Genomic DNA, 16,836 nt, shown 5'->3' with positions numbered 1-16,836 from the left:
TAAATCTCATCGAATAGCGCTTGGGCGAGGTCACTAGTCCACATCGGAGTGTCATTATTGGCGAAGGCTGCGCGCTTATTTTCCGGATCTATGATGAGCATTGTGGAGTAGCCACCCGTTCCGCCGTCGTGCCAGAAGCTTTGGTTGTCTTCGCTTTTGCCAGCCATAGGCCATATCGCCGTTATCCATAATCCACTCAGCGAAAGCTGCCATGTCATGTGCAGTCGATCGTATTGCGCCCGCTGCGGCATTGCTGCCTTCCATCTCCCATGGATCGGCCTCCCGGCCGGTGGCAGTAAGGCCCCGTGGGGCATCATCGGGGACAGATCCTGGGGTCATGAGGTAGGTCTCCGTCATTCCGGCAGGTTGAAAGATTCTCTCCTGAAGCAGGTCTTCATAGGCTGAATCGGCAGCCGTTTCCAGGAGGTGGCCGAGTAGTCCATATCCCATATTGGAATAAGTCTCTGTTCCACGATCTTTAAGATCCGCTTCGGTGGCAGCGTCGAGGATATCTTGGGTGGTCTCACCTGCGTAGGGATTAGCACCAGTGACCGCCGTGATTGCATCAGCGAAAATATTCCCTTGTGCTAGCCGGGGCAATCCTGAGGTGTGGTTGAGCAACTCTTGTACCGTGACCTCGGAAATGGGTGCTTGGCCAACATCCAGGACTTCGCCCACGGTGGTGTCAAGGCTTATCTTTCCTTCTTCCACAAGCTGATGAGCTAATTCTGCGGTGAACATCTTGGTCACCGAACCGATTTCTACCTCGGTGTGTTCATCCGCGCCAAGTCCCGCGAAGGTGGCTTTCCCTTCGTGCAGCGTGAAGGCGATGAGATTATTGAAACCCGGTTCGGTGTGATTGCGCAGTGTGGCGGATAGAGTGGCGTCGCCTGTTTCAGTGGTGGCCACAGCGATCCGCCGCGGCCCAATCAAGAGTAAGAGGGCCGCTGTCATGATGGTGGCGGTGATGGCTAGCGCCATTTTTCGCTTTCGCATTAGTGATCCTCGCTTGCGGTAATGATTGTGAGCAGGGGGATGACGCGGGCCGCTCGGATTGAGTATTCCCCGTTTGTCTTGGTGGTCCAGCCACCATTAGTAAGCGCACTGAGGTGGTGGTAGGCGGTGCCGGTGGAGGTGACGATTTCCTCTTCCACCAGTTCTGTGGCGGTGGCTGGTGAGCTAAGGAGGCGGCGCAGGATTTCACCGCGCACGGGGTGTGCCAATGCGGCGAGGCGCTCGAGATTATCGGACCAGTCTCCAGCGGTCACTGTGTCTGTTGGGCGTTGCCATTGGTAGACATAGGAGCCTAGGCCGGTGGTGATGTTACCGCCAAAAATGACGGACCCCTCAGGAAGCTGGTCAGAAGGTTCAAGCGCATCCGCAAGCCACATGGTGGACTCGCTTGCGGATGATTCGATGGGGTCAGGGGCGGGGTTTTCGAGTTTGGTGACGCGAGCCTCAAGGTGGGCAATGCGCGATTCTAAAGAATCCATATTTCTAGAATTCCAAAACTCTAGAAATATGGCAAGGGAATTAGGAAATTAGCGGCCACGCCGTCGAGACATCGGAGGCATCGCGGCCCTTGCCTTCTAAGTACTTCTTGAAGGCGACGCGGTCCTCGTACCACTTGACCGCCTGGAACTCCATGAGCTCGTTTTCGTCCATCTGCGCGAGGTTGGGGTAATGCTGGCGAACCTGCTTCCAGGCCACGCGGGCGGCAGCGAGGGCATCGGCAGTGGCCTCGTGCGCATTGCTCAATTCCACGCCGTAGTGCTCACACACCGCGCCAAGGGTGCGCTTGCCCTTGCGCCACTTATCGCTCACGCGATCAATGACGTACGGGTCAAAGACCGGGCCGGTGACCGTGAAATCGCCGGTAAGGCTGCGCAGGACGGTAAGGTCGAAGGCCGCGTTATAGACGATGAGCGTCAGGCCGTCGTCCCACGCGGACTTGATGGCATTAACCGTGTCTTTGAGGACCTCCTCGTGCGGGCGGCCTTCAGCCTGGGCCTTTTCCGTTGTAATCCCATGCACGTCGGTTGCGGCTTGGGGGATCTCGATGCCGGGATCTGCAAGGTGCTCCACCTTCTGGACATCGCGGCCGTCAATGCGGACCAGGGCAGAGGTAACGATACGAGCGTCTTTGGGGTTGGCGGAGGTGGTCTCAAGGTCGAAGGCGAGCATGCGGGAGGCGTCGAAGTTCATGGTCCATACCTTAGTAGCTAGCCCAGACATGGGGGATCGCTAGACTTGGATACCGTGACTAATCCAGCTGATGTGCAACGTGAATGGAACGACTTGGCGCAAGAAGTGCGCCGCCACCGCAACCTGTATTACAACGGTGAACCCGCGATTCCCGATGCCGACTTTGATGCGCTTTTCCAGCGCCTGGTGGACCTAGAAAAGCAGCACCCGGAGCTGGCGGTTCCGGATTCGCCCACCCAGCAAGTAGGTGCTGCGCCAAACGCCGGGGAGGATATTGAGCACCTCGAGCGCATGATGAGCCTAGACAATGTCTTTAGCGCCGGTGAGATGCAGGACTGGTTGGATAGGACGCCCGCCAAGACCTACCTAACGGAGCTGAAGATCGATGGCCTCTCCATCGACTTGGTCTACCGCAATGGGCGTTTGGATACCGCTGCCACCCGTGGTGATGGCACAGTGGGCGAGGAGATTACCGCCAATGCGCGGGTCATTTCTGATATCCCGCACGAGCTTACGGGCACCGAAGAGTACCCAGTCCCGGAACTCATTGAAATCCGCGGTGAGGTCTATATGCGCCCCGAAGATTTCGAAGAAATCAATGAGGAGCGCGCGGCGGACGGCAAGGCTCGGTTTGCCAATCCCCGCAACGCTGCGGCCGGCGGACTGCGCATGAAGGATCCCGCCGAGGTGAAAAAGCGCCGCCTGCGCATGGTTTGCCATGGCCTAGGCGCGCGCGAGGGATTTTCCCCCTCCTCCCAGCACGATGCCTATAAGGCGATCGCCGCATGGGGGCTGCCCGTATCTCCCTATACCAAGCAGGTGCACTCCGCCGCCGAAGTACAAGAGGAAGTATCTTACTGGGCCGAACACCGCCACGATGCGATTTTTGAAATGGATGGGCTCGTGGTCAAGGTCGACGATTTGGGCTCACAGCGCCAGCTCGGGGCGACCTCCCGCGCACCGCGCTGGGCCATTGCCTATAAGTACCCGCCGGAAGAGGTCACGACGAAGCTGAAAAACATCGAGGTCGGCGTCGGGCGTACGGGGCGCGTTACCCCCTTTGCCATCATGGAACCGGTCTTTGTCTCCGGCTCCACGGTATCCATGGCCACCCTGCACAACCAGTCCGAGGTCAAGCGCAAGGGCGTGCTCATCGGAGATACCATTATTATTCGCAAGGCCGGCGAAATCATTCCAGAGGTACTAGGCCCCGTGCGCGAACAGCGCGATGGCAGCGAATATGAATGGAGCTTCCCCACGCAGTGCCCAGCCTGCGGCACGACGCTCGCCCCGCAAAAGGATGGCGATGCTGATTGGCGATGCCCCAATACTCAATCTTGTCCAGCCCAGCTCTCCGCGCGACTGGAATACCTCGCCTCCCGCAAGGGCCTCGATATCGAGGCACTGGGAGAGAAGGGGGCCATGGACCTCATCGAAAACGGTATCCTCACCGATGAATCCGAGCTCTTTGAGCTAACGGAAGAAAAGCTGCTTGCTTCCGATGTCTATACGGCCAAGCGCGATACGAAGGATAAGCGCAGCAAAAAAGAGGGCAACGCCAAGGTCAATACCGCGGGCAAGAACCTGCTCCAGAACTTAGAAGAGGTTAAAGACCGCGACTTCTGGCGGGTGCTGGTCTCACTTTCTATTCGCCACGTCGGCCCTATTGCCGCCCGCGCCTTGGCAGCGCGCTACGGCTCCATGGAGAAGCTGCGTGCCGCTAAGACCGAGGACCTTGCAGAGGTAGACGGCGTGGGCGCAGTCATCGCTGAGTCCTTCCACGCCTGGTTCGAGGTGGACTGGCACCGCACCATCGTCGAGAAATGGGCAGAAGCCGGCCTAGCCATGGAGGTAGCCGCCGAGGACAGGAAGGAACAGACCCTAGAGGGGCTAACCATCGTTGTCACCGGCAGCCTCGAAGACTTCACACGCGATTCCGCCAAGGAAGCCATCATCAGCCGCGGCGGAAAGGCAACGGGGTCCGTATCGAAGAAAACCTCCTACCTCGTCGCCGGGGCCAATGCCGGCTCCAAGGAGGATAAGGCCCGCGATCTCGGGGTGCCTATCTTGAACGAAGAGCAGTTCCACACGCTCTTAAACACCGGGGAAGTGTAGACTCTCCGCGCCGGGCTTATTTGAGGAAGGCACCCAAAATCGTGCCGATGTGGCCGAGGTGCTCGACCTCAGAGGCTAAGTATTCTGGACCGCCGGTGCGGCCCATGGCGATGACCATCCCGGTATCTCCCAGGGGAGCGGCCGCCAGGGCGGAATCGAGCAGTGCCCAGCTTTCTGGCACCCACTCGTCCTTATCGGGGTGCAAGGTGCGTGCGCTGTCGATGTTGAGGTCGACCGGAATCGTATCGTCATCGGCAGGGGCTGCGTTTGAGGAAGCGACGCGGTGAATCGGCTCATTATTGTCAATGACGATGGCCCACGTGGAGGTCGCTGCCTTTGGAATGGCCGCGACGACTTCCTCCATTGCTGCCGTGACGTTTGAGGCATTGGCGGCCACGCGCGCTAATAACTCGATCTGCCCGCGCCGGTCCACGCGGCCGCTGAAGGGCCGAATCGAATCTATTTCCACGCCATGGACGGAGGAGGCGGCGGTGATGAGTGCATCAGCCATCGCGTCTGCGGGAAGCTCAATGACAATGTCATCCATGACGGTGCCATCCGGGAAGGTTTCTACGATGTCAACCGATTGGATATTTCCGTCAACCAGCCCGAAGGCCTCCGAAAGCTGGCCCAAACTACCAGGGGTATCGGGAAGCAGGACACGGATTAGGTAAGACATTAAGTCGCACGCTTTCAGTAGCTTGTAGTCCCATTTACGATACCTGGGTCACAGTGCGGCGTTCAAGGGGCAATAATTCGGGGTGACTCGGCAACTGCGCGGGTTGGTGCAGTATTATGGAGCCTTAGCAATTTACATAGTACGCGCGGGAAAATAATTTTTACCTGCGCGTCGATTATGGAAAAAGGATGGAGTTCGCGTGTCTGAGATTTCGCGTGATGAGGTAGCCCACCTTGCCAAGCTTTCCCGCCTGGCATTAAGCGATGAAGATCTAGCCCAATTCGCAAGCCAGATTGATGAAATTGTTGATTCCGTTTCCGCAGTAAGGAATGTGGACACTGAAGGCGTGGAACCGATGAGCCACCCGCACTCCGTGGATGCACCGATGCGCGAAGACGTCATCGTGCGCACCCTTACCGCCGAGCAGGCCTTGGATCAGGCGCCGGCCGTGGAAGATGAGCGATTCGTCGTGCCACAGATTTTGGGAGGAGAGTAAATGACCAACGTTGTCGTACCTGCGGAGGGACTGACCTCTTTGACCGCCGCCGAGCTGGCGGAAAAGATTCACTCGCGCGAGGTGACCTCCCGCGAGGTTACCCAGGCCTTTTTGGATCGCATCGCGGAAACCAATCCCGAACTTAACTCCTTCCTGCACGTGGGGCAGGAGGAAGCACTGGCGGCTGCCGATGCCGTGGATAAGGCCCTCGACGCCGGCGAAAAGCCTGCATCGGCATTGGCCGGTGTGCCGCTGGCCTTGAAAGACCTGCTGGTTACTACCGATGCCCCCACCACCGCCGCATCCAAGATGCTCGAAGGCTACATGTCTCCCTACGACGCCACGGTGACCAAGCGTCTGCGCGAGGCCGGTATCCCGATCTTGGGTAAGACGAACCTGGACGAGTTTGCCATGGGTTCGTCCAATGAGAATTCCGCCTTTGGCCCAGTACACAACCCGTATGACACCGAGCGCACCCCGGGTGGCTCCGGCGGCGGCACGGCAGCAGCACTTGCTTCGGGGCAGGCTCCACTGGGCATTGGTACCGATACCGGCGGTTCCATCCGCCAGCCTGCGGCACTGACCAATACCGTTGGCGTGAAGCCTACCTACGGCACGGTGTCTCGCTACGGCCTGATCGCGGCCGCCTCCTCGCTGGACCAGGCGGGTCCCTGTGGTCGTACCGTCCTGGATACCGCACTCCTGCACAAGGTTATTGCTGGCCACGATGCCTTCGACGCCACGTCTGTGGACAAGCCTGTTGCCCCCGTGGTGGAGGCCGCCCGCGAAGGCGCAAATGGCGATCTGAGTGGCGTTAAGGTAGGCCTTATCAAGCAATTCGAGCGCGATGGTTGGCAGGACGGCGTGATGGAGAACTACCACGCCGCCGTGGAACAGCTGCGCGAGCAGGGCGCGGAAATCGTCGAGGTGGACTGCCCGCACTTCGATGAGGCATTGGCCGCCTACTACCTGATCATGCCGTGTGAGGTCTCTTCCAACCTGGCCCGCTTTGATGGCATGCGCTATGGCCTGCGCGCTGGCGATGACGGCTCTCACTCTGCGGAGCAGGTCATGTCCCAGTCCCGCGCAGAGGGATTCGGACCCGAGGTCAAGCGCCGCATCATGCTGGGCACGTATGCGCTGTCCGTGGGCTATTACGATGCCTACTACCTGCAGGCGCAGCGCGTGCGCACCCTGGTCGCCCAGGACTTTGCCCGCGCCTTTGAGCAGGCTGACGTGCTGGTTTCGCCAACCACCCCGACCACTGCGTTTAAGCTGGGGGAGAAGGCCGAAGACCCCATGGCCATGTACAACTTCGACCTGTGCACCTTGCCGCTAAACCTCGCCGGCCTGTGCGGCATGTCCGTGCCTTCCGGCCTGGCTGCAGATACTAACCTGCCTACCGGTTTGCAGATCATGGCACCGGCTTTCCAGGATGACCGCCTGTACAAGGTGGGCGCAGCCTATGAAGCCAAGCGCCAAAAATAGCCACGCTTTCTAAAATCGTTGTCACTGTGAAATGGCTGCGGATTAGATAACGATTCGTTTACACCCCTGTTGGATGTCTATCCGGCAGGGGTAAATTATTGGGTATGACTTTGAAAAAGATTGCAACCGCGACCATGTCCGTCTCCGCAGCTGCGCTCATGACCATGGGCGTCGCAAACGCTGAGGAACCCGCAGCAAACCCCGCACCGGCTGAGCCCGGTACCGAGGTGGCAGACACCACCGCCAAGAGCGACTTGGTGGAATCCCTGCCGGCAGACGCTGACAAGCTGGTGCCCAACATCGAGGGCCAGACCATCACCGGTGAGCTGCACTCGGTTAAGGAAGACGGCAAGTTCACCGTGCAGTTCGACAAGGATCAGTCCTTGGTCCTCAATGATGGCTGCAATACCTACACCACCTCCTACGATGTGGATAAGGATGGCACCATCCACGTAGGTGACTTCGCCTCCACCTTGGCGGCGTGCGATGACCACACCCAGGCACTTTCTGATTCCCTGCGTGACGTTCTCGAGTCCGAGCCTTCCTTCTATGCTCTGCCTGACGGCCAGGCTGCACTGGGCACTGAGGACAACGCCGTTGTCTTCAACGTTGTTGAGTAAATACTCACAAAACCACTCAGCACCATGATCCTCCTTAGTGGGGGACCATGGTGCTGTTGTTTATGTGGCGGGGTGGACTACTTGGCATCGGAAAGCGCGTAGGCGGCTCCGGCAGAGGCGGCCGTTACGGCGAGGACTGCTGGCCAGGAGCCAATCTTCTTGGCCAATGGGTGGGAGGCACCGAACGCGCCGACATACAGGGCGGATAGGCCCGCGGTCGTGGCTGGATTGGTTTCCTTGGCCCAGGAACGGCCGGCCCACAGGCCCGCTGCGCCGAGGATGACGCCGCCGAGAGGGCGAATGCCGGTCTCGCGGGCGGTGACCCAACCACCGATAAGGCCGAGGGTAACGGTGGTGGCGGTGGATACGTCTTGTGGCTTTTTGATATCAATCATGGACATGGTGGCCAGTCTAGGCCTGATTTGTGTGCCCCGCTAGAATTCCTGCCATGACTGTGGAGACTAACCTGCCATCGGAGCGCCAGGCATGGCTCGCCATGTTCGCCCTATCCCTCGGTTTCTTTGTATCCCTGTTGGACCAGTCGATGGTGGCCATCGCCCTGCCGGATATTCAGACGGATTTGGGCGCCACGGTCAATGAAATCATGTGGGTCTCGGCCGCCTTTTTGCTTGCCGTGGTGGTGCCGCTACTTTTTACGGGGCGGCTTGGTGATGTCCTCGGCCAGCGCGCCCTGTTTTGTATCGGGGTGGCGCTATTTGGGATCGGCGCAGCAGCGTGTGCGCTGGCGCCGTCGATAGAAGTGCTCATCGTGGCACGCATCGTGCAGGGCCTGGGCGCATCCTTGGAGATGCCACAGACGATGTCCGTTATTAACCGGGTATTCGCCCGCGAGCGGCGCGGGCGTGCGCTCGGGGTGTGGGGGATTATCGGCTCGGTGGCGTCATTGGCCGGGCCGCTAGTCGGCGGGTTCCTCGTGGCTTCTTTTGGCTGGCAGGCGGCCTTTTGGGTGCATATTCCATTTGTTATCGCCGCCATTGTGCTGGCCCTGCTGTGGATACCGAAGCTGCCGACGACGGCCCAGGACATCGATAAACCTTCGGCCATAGTCTCGCTCATTGCGCTTGGCTCGATTGTCTTTGGCATCCAACAAGGCCCAGAGCTGGACTGGGATTGGCGGGTGCTGGTGGTGCTTGCCATCGGCATAGTTGCAAGCATCGCGTTCGTGCGCCTGCAGGCTAGTGCGCAGGATCGCGGCTCCACGCCGCTCTTTCCGGTGGAGCTCTTCCACAACCGCAACTATGCGGCCGGCTCCGTAGGTATTTTGACCATGGGCTTTATGGCGGCTTCGGTCATGTTGCCGGTGATGTTGTGGCTGCAATCGGTCAAGGGGCTATCCGCCGGGGAAGCCGGCATCATCGTGGCTCCCATGGCGCTGGTCTCGATGCTGATGTCACCCATCGCGGGCATCCTTACGGACGCGGTGAATCCGCGCTTGATGGGGCTGGTGGGATTTAGCCTCATGATCGCCTCGCTGTGTTTGGCCTGGTGGGTCATGCATGCCGATGCCAATCCGTGGTGGCTGGCATTGCCCATCGCCGCCCTAGGAATTGGCCAGTCCTTTATCTGGGGCTCCAACGCGGCAACGACGCTGCGCGATATTTCACCTCATCACATGGGCGCAGCGTCGGGGGCGTATAACACCTCCCGCCAGGTGGGATCTGTGGTAGGCGTGGCTTTAGTCTCCGCCGTCATGCAAACGGGTAATCCGACCACGGCGATCATCAATTCGATTCTCGTGATTGTTATCGCGCTGGTGGTGGGGCTTATCTCCTCGCTGCGCTACGTGGACACGCTGCATGGATAAAAATCCTGCGCTAAATTGGGGATCATGCGTCTAGCTGTACTGACTTCCGGTGGCGATTGCCCCGGCCTGAATGCTGTAATCCGTGCGGTTGTGCGAACCGCATCCAACGAATTTGGCGATACCGTCGTGGGCTACGAAGACGGGTGGGTTGGCCTTTTAGAAGACCGCCGGCGCGATCTCTACGACGATGCCAGCATCGACCGGATTCTTCTGCGCGGCGGCACCATCTTGGGCACCGGCCGTCTGCACCCCGATAAATTCAAGGCCGGCTTGGAACAGATCAAGACTAATATGCGCGAGGCCGAAGTCGATGCCCTCGTTGCCATCGGCGGCGAAGGCACGCTCAAGGGCGCTAAGTGGCTTAACGATAATGGCATCCCCGTCGTGGGCGTGCCGAAGACCATTGACAATGACGTCAACGCCACGGACTATACCTTCGGCTTTGATACCGCGGTATCGGTGGCAACGGATGCGATCGACCGCCTGCACACGACGGCGGAGTCCCACAATCGCATCCTCATCGTGGAGGTCATGGGCCGCCACGTGGGCTGGATTGCTTTGCACGCAGGTATGGCCGGCGGCGCACACTACACCGTGATCCCAGAAGAGCCCTTCGATATCGCGGAAATTACCAAGGCGATGGAACGCCGCTTCCAGATGGGCGAGAAGTACGGCATCATTTGCGTGGCTGAAGGAGCCCTGCCGAAGGAGGGCACCATGGAATTTGAAGCCGGCGGCGTCGACCAATTTGGCCACCAAACCTTCAACGGAATTGGCCAGGTCATTGGCGATGAAATCAATAAACGCACCGGCTATGACGTCCGCACCACCGTGTTGGGCCACATTCAGCGCGGCGGCACACCCACCGCATATGACCGAGTCCTGGCGACCCGCTACGGCGTGCACGCTACCCGCGCAGCGCACAACGGGGATTCAGGAATGTGTGTGGCCCTGCACGGCGAAGACATCGAGCTTGTGCCATTGGAAGAGGCCGTGGGCACGTTGAAGACGGTGCCAGATGCCCGCTACCGCAATGCGCAGGCGCTCTTCGGCTAAACCCTTTTCAGTTCCCCGCCGTCTCGAATATTAAGATCGCCCTCTCACATGGTGGGAGGGTACTCTTTTGTATATGAGTACCGATAGCGCTACAGAAAAACAGGAAGAACGGCAAGCGCTCATCGCGACGCTGGGTTTTCCCATACTCGTAATCATCGGCGGCATTATTGGCTATATCGCCCCTGACACCGCGGCATCCTTTGCCCCGCAGGTAACGCCGCTGTTAGGCATCGTCATGTTCGGCATGGGGCTTACCCTCAAGCCCGTAGATTTTGCGCTCGTGGTGCGCAGGCCGCTGCCGGTGGTGCTCGGCGTGGTGGCGCAGTTCGTCATCATGCCGCTCATCGCGCTCGCCGTGGTGGCAGTCATGGATCTGCCAGAGGCGGTCGCGGCCGGAGTGATTTTGGTTGGCTGCGCCCCAGGTGGCACGAGCTCTAACGTGGTGTCCTACTTAGCGCGCGGCGATGTCGCGCTTTCGGTGACCATGACCTCCATCTCCACTCTCTTGGCGCCCATCCTCACCCCGCTATTGACCTTGTGGTTGGCCGGCGAACACATGCCGGTCTCCGCGGCATCGATGGCGTGGTCCATCGTTAAGGTGGTGCTCGTCCCAGTCATCGCGGGCATCGTCATCGGCATGCTGCTTCCCCGACTCGTGGCAAAGATTCAGGCGGCTTTGCCGTGGATCTCCGTTACCGCGATTGCCTTGATCGTGTGCATCGTGGTCGGCGGCGCGCATGACAATATTGCCACCGCCGGTGCGCTGGTCTTTGCCGCCGTGGTCATTCACAATGCGTGCGGCTACGGGCTGGGCTATCTCGCGGGTCGCTTTACCCGCCAGCCGGTTCCGGTGCGCCGCACCATGGCCGTGGAGGTGGGAATGCAAAATTCCGGGCTAGCTACCAGCCTTGCCTCTTCCTACATGAGCCCACTGGCCGCCTTGCCCGGCGCCGTCTTTTCCGTGTGGCACAACTTGTCCGGCGCGATTTTGGCAGCGCTGTGCCGCTTTAGCGATGCCCGCAGGGCACAGTCAGCTAAAAATTAATGGTGACAGCAGGGAAGTCTTGGTCTACGAACCAGGGCTCTTCCGTAATGGTGAGCGGAGGTTGGCCTTCCTCGAAGGCTAAGGTATCGCCGCCTTTGACGGTGGCGCCTTGCAGGATGTGGTCGGCGATATTTGCCAGCTTGTAATAGAGGTCCGTCGGATCCATCGAGCTGGTGCGCGCCTGGATTTCCGGGTGGCCTGCTTGGACCAGGCCCATGGAGTAGCCGCGGAGCTCGCCGCCAGATTGGGTAATCCACACCGGCGCAATGTGCATGGGCGCGAGGTTATTGCGCACGGCGTCATTAAACATCGCAGGGGAGATGGAGACGTTTCCGCGCGGGTTGTGGATGATGAGGCAATTGGGATGCTCGGCCACTGTGGACGTCGCCTGGGACAGCAGCTCGAGGTGCTCGCGACGCGGCTCGCGAAATTGATGGGAGAGGTCGTGTTCCTTGCTATCAGGAAGGACCGAGACGAGCACCTGGGATCCCGCAGTGTTGAGGTCGCCGGCATCGGCGCTCAAAATGGGGTGGAGGCCGTAACTATCTGGGGTGGGTGCAGAATCAATGGTCTGGTAGTGCAGGAGAAACGCGCCATCGATAGGCACCACGAGGCTACCCGGGTTCTTGCCAGGAGTAATCTCGCCGACGCGCCCCGAAAAGGTGCTGCTGACGGCGTCTTTGATCTCATCGGTAGTGGGGGCGGTGGAAAAGACGGCGATGTTGATGAGTGGGGCATCGACAAGCGAATTGTCTACGGTATGTGGAGTCGTCATGACAGTCACCCTAGGGGCTAGCGCGCGAGAGTGCACGGACGTATTAAGATGGCACGCATGACTGCTGCGATGTATGACCTGATGGACTTTGACGAGGTCCTCGATAAGTATGAACCGGTAATGGGCATGGAAGTCCACGTGGAGCTGGATACGGAAACCAAGATGTTTTCCACTTCTGCCACGAACTTCAGCGCAGCCCCTAACTCCAATACCGATCCGGTATCGCTGGGCCTTCCCGGGGCACTCCCCGTGGTTAACTCCAAGGGCGTGGAGGGTGCAATCAAGATTGGCCTGGCGCTTAATTGCTCCATCGCGGAATCCTCGCGCTTTGCCCGCAAGAATTACTTCTACCCGGACCAGCCAAAGAACTACCAGATTTCCCAGTACGATGAGCCGATTGCCTATGACGGCTACCTCGACGTTGTGCTGGAAGACGGCACGGAATGGCGCGTAGAGATTGAGCGCGCCCACATGGAAGAAGACACCGGCAAGCTGACCCACCTGGGTGGCGCCGATGGTCGCATTCATGGCGCCACCGCATCCCTGGTGGACTGCAACCGCGCGGGCATTCCGCTCATTGAGATCGTCACCAAGCCCATCATCGGTGCTGGCGAGCGCGCCCCCGAAGTGGCTAAGGCCTATGTCTCGGCGCTGCGCGAGCTCGTCGCCGCCTTGGGTGTGTCCGATGCCCGCATGGATCAAGGTTCCATGCGCGTGGACTCCAACCTTTCCTTGCGCCCTATCGGCCAAGAAGAATTCGGTACCCGTACCGAGACGAAAAACATCAACTCCATGCGCTCGGTCGAACAGGCGGTGCGCTTTGAGATGCAGCGCCAGGCGCAGGTCTTGGACGATGGCGGCAGCATCGAGCAGGAGACCCGCCACTACCAAGAGACTGATGGTTCTACCTCTAAGGGCCGGCCGAAGGAGACCGCGGAGGACTACCGCTACTTCAATGACCCGGATTTGCCGCCGGTTATCGCCCCGCGCGAGTGGGTTGAAGAGCTGCGCGCAACCCTTCCGGAGCTGCCGTGGATCCGCCGCGCGCGCATCCAGGAGGAGTGGGGCATTAAGGACGAGGAGATGCGCGACCTGGTCAACGCGGGCGCGCTGGATCTCATCGTGGAAACGGTTGAAGCCGGCGCGAAGCCGGATGAGGCTCGTTCCTGGTGGGTGTCTTATCTTGCAGGTAAGGCCAATGAGCAGGACAAGACCCTGGCCGAACTGGATATCACCCCAGCCCACATTGCCCGCGTCATCGCCTTGGTCACGGAAGGCAAACTGACCACCAAGCTAGCGCGCCAAGCCGTCGATGGCGTGCTGGCGGGCGAGGGCGACGTTGACGAGGTCGTCGCCAAGCGCGGCCTCGAGGTCGTGCGCGATGACGGTGCCATCGAAAAGGCTGTGGATGATGCCTTGGCCGCCAACCCGGACATCGTGGAGAAGTACCGCGCCGGCAATAAGAAGGTGACCGGCGCGATTGTCGGTGCCGTGATGAAGGCGACGCAGGGCAAGGCGGATCCGGGCCAGGTTAATAAGCTGATCGCGGAGAAGCTGAGCTAATACGCCACTGACCGAGCCAGTCTTCGTCCCTGCTTCCACAGGGGGTCGGAGGCTGGCTTTCGTGGTTTTAAATTGACCATAGTTTTCATTTGGGCAGGTCAGGGCGGTAAAGCGTAGACTATGTGACATGCCAATTAAATCTAAAGTTCTGCAAAAACGAGCCCAGATGCACCATTTCGCACCGTAGAAATCGAACGGCGCGATCCGCGCGAGGATGACGTCGTCATCGATATCAAGGCGGCCGGAATTTGCCACTCGGATATTCACACCATTCGCAATGAGTGGGGCGAGGCCCACTTCCCGCTGACGGTGGGTCACGAGATCGCCGGCGTGGTGGAAGCAGTGGGGGACAAGGTCACCAAGTTTAAGGCGGGCGACCGCGTGGGTGTGGGCTGCTTGGTCAATTCCTGCGGGGTCTGCGAGCAGTGCCGCAATGGGCAAGAGCAAAACTGCCTGAACGGCTCGGTGGGAACCTATAATTCTGAAGACGTTGATGGAACCATTACCCAGGGCGGCTATGCGCAAAAGGTCGTGGTCAATGAGAATTTCGTGTTGACGATTCCAGAAGGCCTCGACTTTGATGTTGCCGCCCCGCTCTTGTGCGCCGGTATTACCACCTACTCGCCCTTGGCCCGGTGGCAGGTCAAGGAAGGCGATAAGGTAGCCATCGTTGGCCTTGGCGGACTGGGCCACATGGGTGTGCAGATCGCCGCCGCCAAGGGGGCTGAGGTCACCGTCATTTCCCGGTCCCTGCGCAAGGAACAAGAAGCCTATGGGCTCGGCGCGACGCGGGTACTGGCATCGGGTGAGGACCCCGATTTCTTTGCTAACCACAAGGGCGAGTTCGATCTGATTTTGTCCACCATTTCCGCCTCCTATTCCCTCAATGACTACCTGCAGCTGTTGAAGCCCCGGGGGATCATGTCTGTGGTCGGCCTGCCCCCAGAGGAATTGGGAATCACCATGGGCAACCTCGTCGGTGGCGGCAAGGTATTGACCGGAAACAATATTGGCGGCATTGCCGAAACCCAAGAGATGCTGGACTTCTGTGCAGAACACGGTATTGGCGCGGTCATCGAAAAGGTGGGCGTTGATGACGTTGACGCAGCCTATGAGCGGGTTGTCGCCGGTGATGTAAAGTTCCGCTTCGTCATTGATACAGAAACTTTCGCGGATTAAGTATGTAAGCTACTTCATCGACAAAAGATGTTGTATTGTATTTCACGCACGTGCAAGTAGGATTTCGTTATTAGCTTACGTACCATGTGCACAGGAGCACACTCCTGCGCCGCGCCTCCCTGCATGCGTCGGGGGATAAGGAGGGGGCCTGGAACGCGCGCACTGGTGTGTGAAAATTATCCGCTACAAAAGTTAGGCAACTGTGTCTTATAAAAATATTCTCGCCATGGCCATGTCCTTCGTGGGCCTGCTGGTAGGCGCAGGCTTTGCTACGGGCCAAGAGGTCGTGCAATATTTCACCGCCTTCGGCTCCTGGGGTATTGCCGGCATTATTGTCGCAGCGGCCATTATGACGCTGGCGGGCACCGTGTTCTTGCAATTGGGCAGCTATTTCCACGCCACTGAGCACAACACGGTCTTCCGCAAAGTCACCCATCCCATCGTGTCCAAGCTATTGGACGTGGCCGTTATCATCACGCTCTTTGCCATCGGCTTCGTGATGCTGGCCGGTGCAGGTTCCAATATGGAGCAGCAATTTGGTTGGTCGGCTTGGATCGGCTCGACGCTGATGCTGGGGCTCGTGATTGCCGTCGGCATGATGGACGTCAATAAGGTGTCCAAGGTCATCGGTATGCTCACCCCGTCCATCATCATCGCCGTCATTGGCGTGGCCATCTACACCATGTTCCATATGCCAGACGATATTGGAGCGGCGATGGAAGCTTCCAGCCAAATCGATACCCCGATTGGCAACTGGCTGGTCTCCGCGCTGAACTACAACGGTCTGGCTTTGATGCTGGCGGTATCCATGTCGCTGGTCATCGGCGGCGATAATATTAGCCCGCGCGAGGCCGGCTGGGGCGGCATCTTCGGTGGCATCGTCTACTCCGTCATGATGGGCCTGGCAGGTTTTGCGCTGTTGATGAACGCCGAGGAGATCGAGGGCTCCGATATTCCGATGCTGTCCTTGGTCGATAGCGTCAACCCAGTCTTGGGTGGGATCATGGCCATCGTTATTTACCTGATGATTTTCAATACCGCCATTGGTATGTTCTACGCATTGGGTAAGCGCCTTTCCGCGGGCAACGAGGCAAAGTTCCGCGTTATCTTCATCGCCGGCTGTTTCGCAGGCTTCGGCGTCTCCTTCTTCGGTTTCAAGACCTTGATGCAGTACGTCTACCCGGTCATCGGTTATATGGGTATCGCGATGGTGGCCGTCTTGGTCTTTGCGTGGTTCCGCAGCCAGTCCAAGATTCAGGACGAGGCGCTGCGCCGCGAGCGCGTGCGTTCGCTGATGCACCTTAAGCTGAATCCGAACAAAGAATACGACGCAGATCGCTACGACGACGAGATTGGCCAGCACCTCGAGGATTCCAATATGGATAGCGAGTCCCTCTATGAAGAGCTCGTGACCGAGGTGACGGAAAAGCTCGACGGTGATGACGATGTGGACTTTGATAAGGAAGAATTTGAGAAGCAAAACCAGGACGATCACACCTACTACATCGAACGCGAGGGCGTAGAGCACGACCGCTCGCCGGAAGAGATTGAAAAGTGGATCGAAGAAACCGGTGCTATCGGTGACCCAGAGGAAGACGATGAGTCTTCCGAAGCGGAAAGCTCCCAGAAGTAATCTCGCCTTAGAGCAATAAATTTCCCTCCCCTGGATTTTGAACTGGCCCCCGAAAGTTGGACTGGTTTAATTCTAGGTGATGAGGGGTTCAAGGGTCTGATTCCGATATTGCATCGGGGTCAGGCCCTTGAGTCGTTGTTGGATGCGTTCGGTGTTG

General features: G+C 58.9%; 16 protein-coding genes and 1 pseudogene. 10 read left to right on the top strand and 7 right to left on the bottom strand.

Translation table 11 applies throughout. The annotated features are described in order from the left end of the window. Nucleotides 1–75 precede the first annotated feature (75 nt). Genes ABRP64_RS00085 through ABRP64_RS00075 form a run of 3 tightly spaced genes read right to left on the bottom strand, consistent with a single transcriptional unit; the run spans nt 76 to nt 2,205 of the window. Nucleotides 76–996, bottom strand: coding sequence for a serine hydrolase domain-containing protein (locus ABRP64_RS00085; RefSeq protein ID WP_349864976.1), 921 nt, complete (start codon nt 994–996; stop codon nt 76–78). Then, the gene (locus tag ABRP64_RS00080) at nt 996–1,493 is read right to left on the bottom strand and encodes an ArsR/SmtB family transcription factor (protein ID WP_284852139.1); all 498 of its coding nucleotides are present in this window, start codon (nt 1,491–1,493) and stop codon (nt 996–998) included. The genes ABRP64_RS00085 and ABRP64_RS00080 overlap by 1 nt, the downstream gene beginning before the upstream one ends. Nucleotides 1,494–1,533: 40 nt before the next feature. Next, nucleotides 1,534–2,205, bottom strand: coding sequence for a 3'-5' exonuclease (locus tag ABRP64_RS00075; RefSeq protein ID WP_284852210.1), 672 nt, complete (start codon nt 2,203–2,205; stop codon nt 1,534–1,536). Between the two features lie 45 nt (nt 2,206–2,250). Between ABRP64_RS00075 and ligA the strand changes: the two genes are divergently transcribed. Next, entirely contained in the window at nt 2,251–4,320 is a 2,070-nt protein-coding gene (gene ligA / locus ABRP64_RS00070; protein WP_410764332.1) for an NAD-dependent DNA ligase LigA, read from the top strand. Between the two features lie 16 nt (nt 4,321–4,336). On the opposite strand, the gene ABRP64_RS00065 is transcribed toward ligA, so the two are convergent. Then, nucleotides 4,337–4,999 (bottom strand): ACT domain-containing protein, encoded by a 663-nt coding sequence (locus ABRP64_RS00065; protein WP_284796341.1) that lies wholly within the window; start codon nt 4,997–4,999, stop codon nt 4,337–4,339. A gap of 199 nt (nt 5,000–5,198) precedes the next feature. On the opposite strand from ABRP64_RS00065, the gene gatC reads away from it, so the two are divergent. From gatC to ABRP64_RS00050, 3 genes are all read left to right on the top strand, one after another. Continuing rightward, nucleotides 5,199–5,495, top strand: a complete 297-nt coding sequence (gatC, locus tag ABRP64_RS00060) for an Asp-tRNA(Asn)/Glu-tRNA(Gln) amidotransferase subunit GatC (protein WP_349864974.1) — start codon at nt 5,199–5,201, stop codon at nt 5,493–5,495. Further along, on the top strand, nt 5,496–6,983 hold the full coding sequence (gene gatA, locus ABRP64_RS00055; protein WP_349838658.1) for an Asp-tRNA(Asn)/Glu-tRNA(Gln) amidotransferase subunit GatA: 1,488 nt from the start codon (nt 5,496–5,498) through the stop codon (nt 6,981–6,983). It abuts the gene before it with no gap. A gap of 104 nt (nt 6,984–7,087) precedes the next feature. Beyond that, nucleotides 7,088–7,603, top strand: a complete 516-nt coding sequence (locus tag ABRP64_RS00050; RefSeq protein WP_349864972.1) for an META domain-containing protein — start codon at nt 7,088–7,090, stop codon at nt 7,601–7,603. A gap of 77 nt (nt 7,604–7,680) precedes the next feature. On the opposite strand, the gene ABRP64_RS00045 is transcribed toward ABRP64_RS00050, so the two are convergent. Beyond that, complete coding sequence (locus ABRP64_RS00045; protein ID WP_349864970.1) at nt 7,681–8,004, bottom strand: hypothetical protein; 324 nt, start codon at nt 8,002–8,004, stop codon at nt 7,681–7,683. Nucleotides 8,005–8,051: 47 nt separating this feature from the next. Here ABRP64_RS00045 and ABRP64_RS00040 point away from each other — a divergent pair, with 47 nt between their 5' ends. The 3 genes from ABRP64_RS00040 to ABRP64_RS00030 all read left to right on the top strand — a co-directional run bounded on the left by ABRP64_RS00040 (nt 8,052) and on the right by ABRP64_RS00030 (nt 11,529). Further along, the gene (locus ABRP64_RS00040; protein ID WP_284796342.1) at nt 8,052–9,428 is read left to right on the top strand and encodes a DHA2 family efflux MFS transporter permease subunit; all 1,377 of its coding nucleotides are present in this window, start codon (nt 8,052–8,054) and stop codon (nt 9,426–9,428) included. A gap of 24 nt (nt 9,429–9,452) precedes the next feature. Beyond that, nucleotides 9,453–10,484: an ATP-dependent 6-phosphofructokinase gene (locus ABRP64_RS00035; RefSeq protein ID WP_349864968.1), complete on the top strand. Its 1,032-nt coding sequence runs from the start codon at nt 9,453–9,455 to the stop codon at nt 10,482–10,484. 73 nt (nt 10,485–10,557) lie between these two features. Beyond that, nucleotides 10,558–11,529, top strand: coding sequence for a bile acid:sodium symporter family protein (locus ABRP64_RS00030; protein WP_349864966.1), 972 nt, complete (start codon nt 10,558–10,560; stop codon nt 11,527–11,529). Here ABRP64_RS00030 and ABRP64_RS00025 read toward each other — a convergent pair. After that, nucleotides 11,519–12,304, bottom strand: a complete 786-nt coding sequence (locus ABRP64_RS00025; protein ID WP_349864964.1) for a DUF4261 domain-containing protein — start codon at nt 12,302–12,304, stop codon at nt 11,519–11,521. The genes ABRP64_RS00030 and ABRP64_RS00025 overlap by 11 nt on opposite strands. Before the next feature lie 57 nt (nt 12,305–12,361). On the opposite strand from ABRP64_RS00025, the gene gatB reads away from it, so the two are divergent. From gatB to ABRP64_RS00010, 3 genes and pseudogenes are all read left to right on the top strand, one after another. Next, nucleotides 12,362–13,867 carry an Asp-tRNA(Asn)/Glu-tRNA(Gln) amidotransferase subunit GatB gene (gene gatB / locus ABRP64_RS00020; RefSeq protein WP_296089598.1) on the top strand — a complete coding sequence of 502 codons (1,506 nt, stop codon included), beginning with the start codon at nt 12,362–12,364 and terminating at the stop codon, nt 13,865–13,867. Nucleotides 13,868–13,994: 127 nt separating this feature from the next. Continuing rightward, nucleotides 13,995–15,046 (top strand): annotated as a pseudogene (locus ABRP64_RS00015) (NAD(P)-dependent alcohol dehydrogenase). Between the two features lie 202 nt (nt 15,047–15,248). Then, on the top strand, nt 15,249–16,679 hold the full coding sequence (locus ABRP64_RS00010; RefSeq protein ID WP_005282500.1) for a YkvI family membrane protein: 1,431 nt from the start codon (nt 15,249–15,251) through the stop codon (nt 16,677–16,679). Nucleotides 16,680–16,751: 72 nt separating this feature from the next. Here ABRP64_RS00010 and ABRP64_RS00005 read toward each other — a convergent pair. Beyond that, on the bottom strand, nt 16,752–16,836 hold an 85-nt coding region (locus ABRP64_RS00005), incomplete at its 5' end, for an IS3 family transposase (protein ID WP_284769969.1).

Source organism: Corynebacterium sp. KPL4015, from assembly GCF_040225725.1.
Classification (GTDB): domain Bacteria; phylum Actinomycetota; class Actinomycetes; order Mycobacteriales; family Mycobacteriaceae; genus Corynebacterium; species Corynebacterium rhinophilum.
This window is presented reverse-complemented; position numbering and strand designations above follow the sequence as displayed.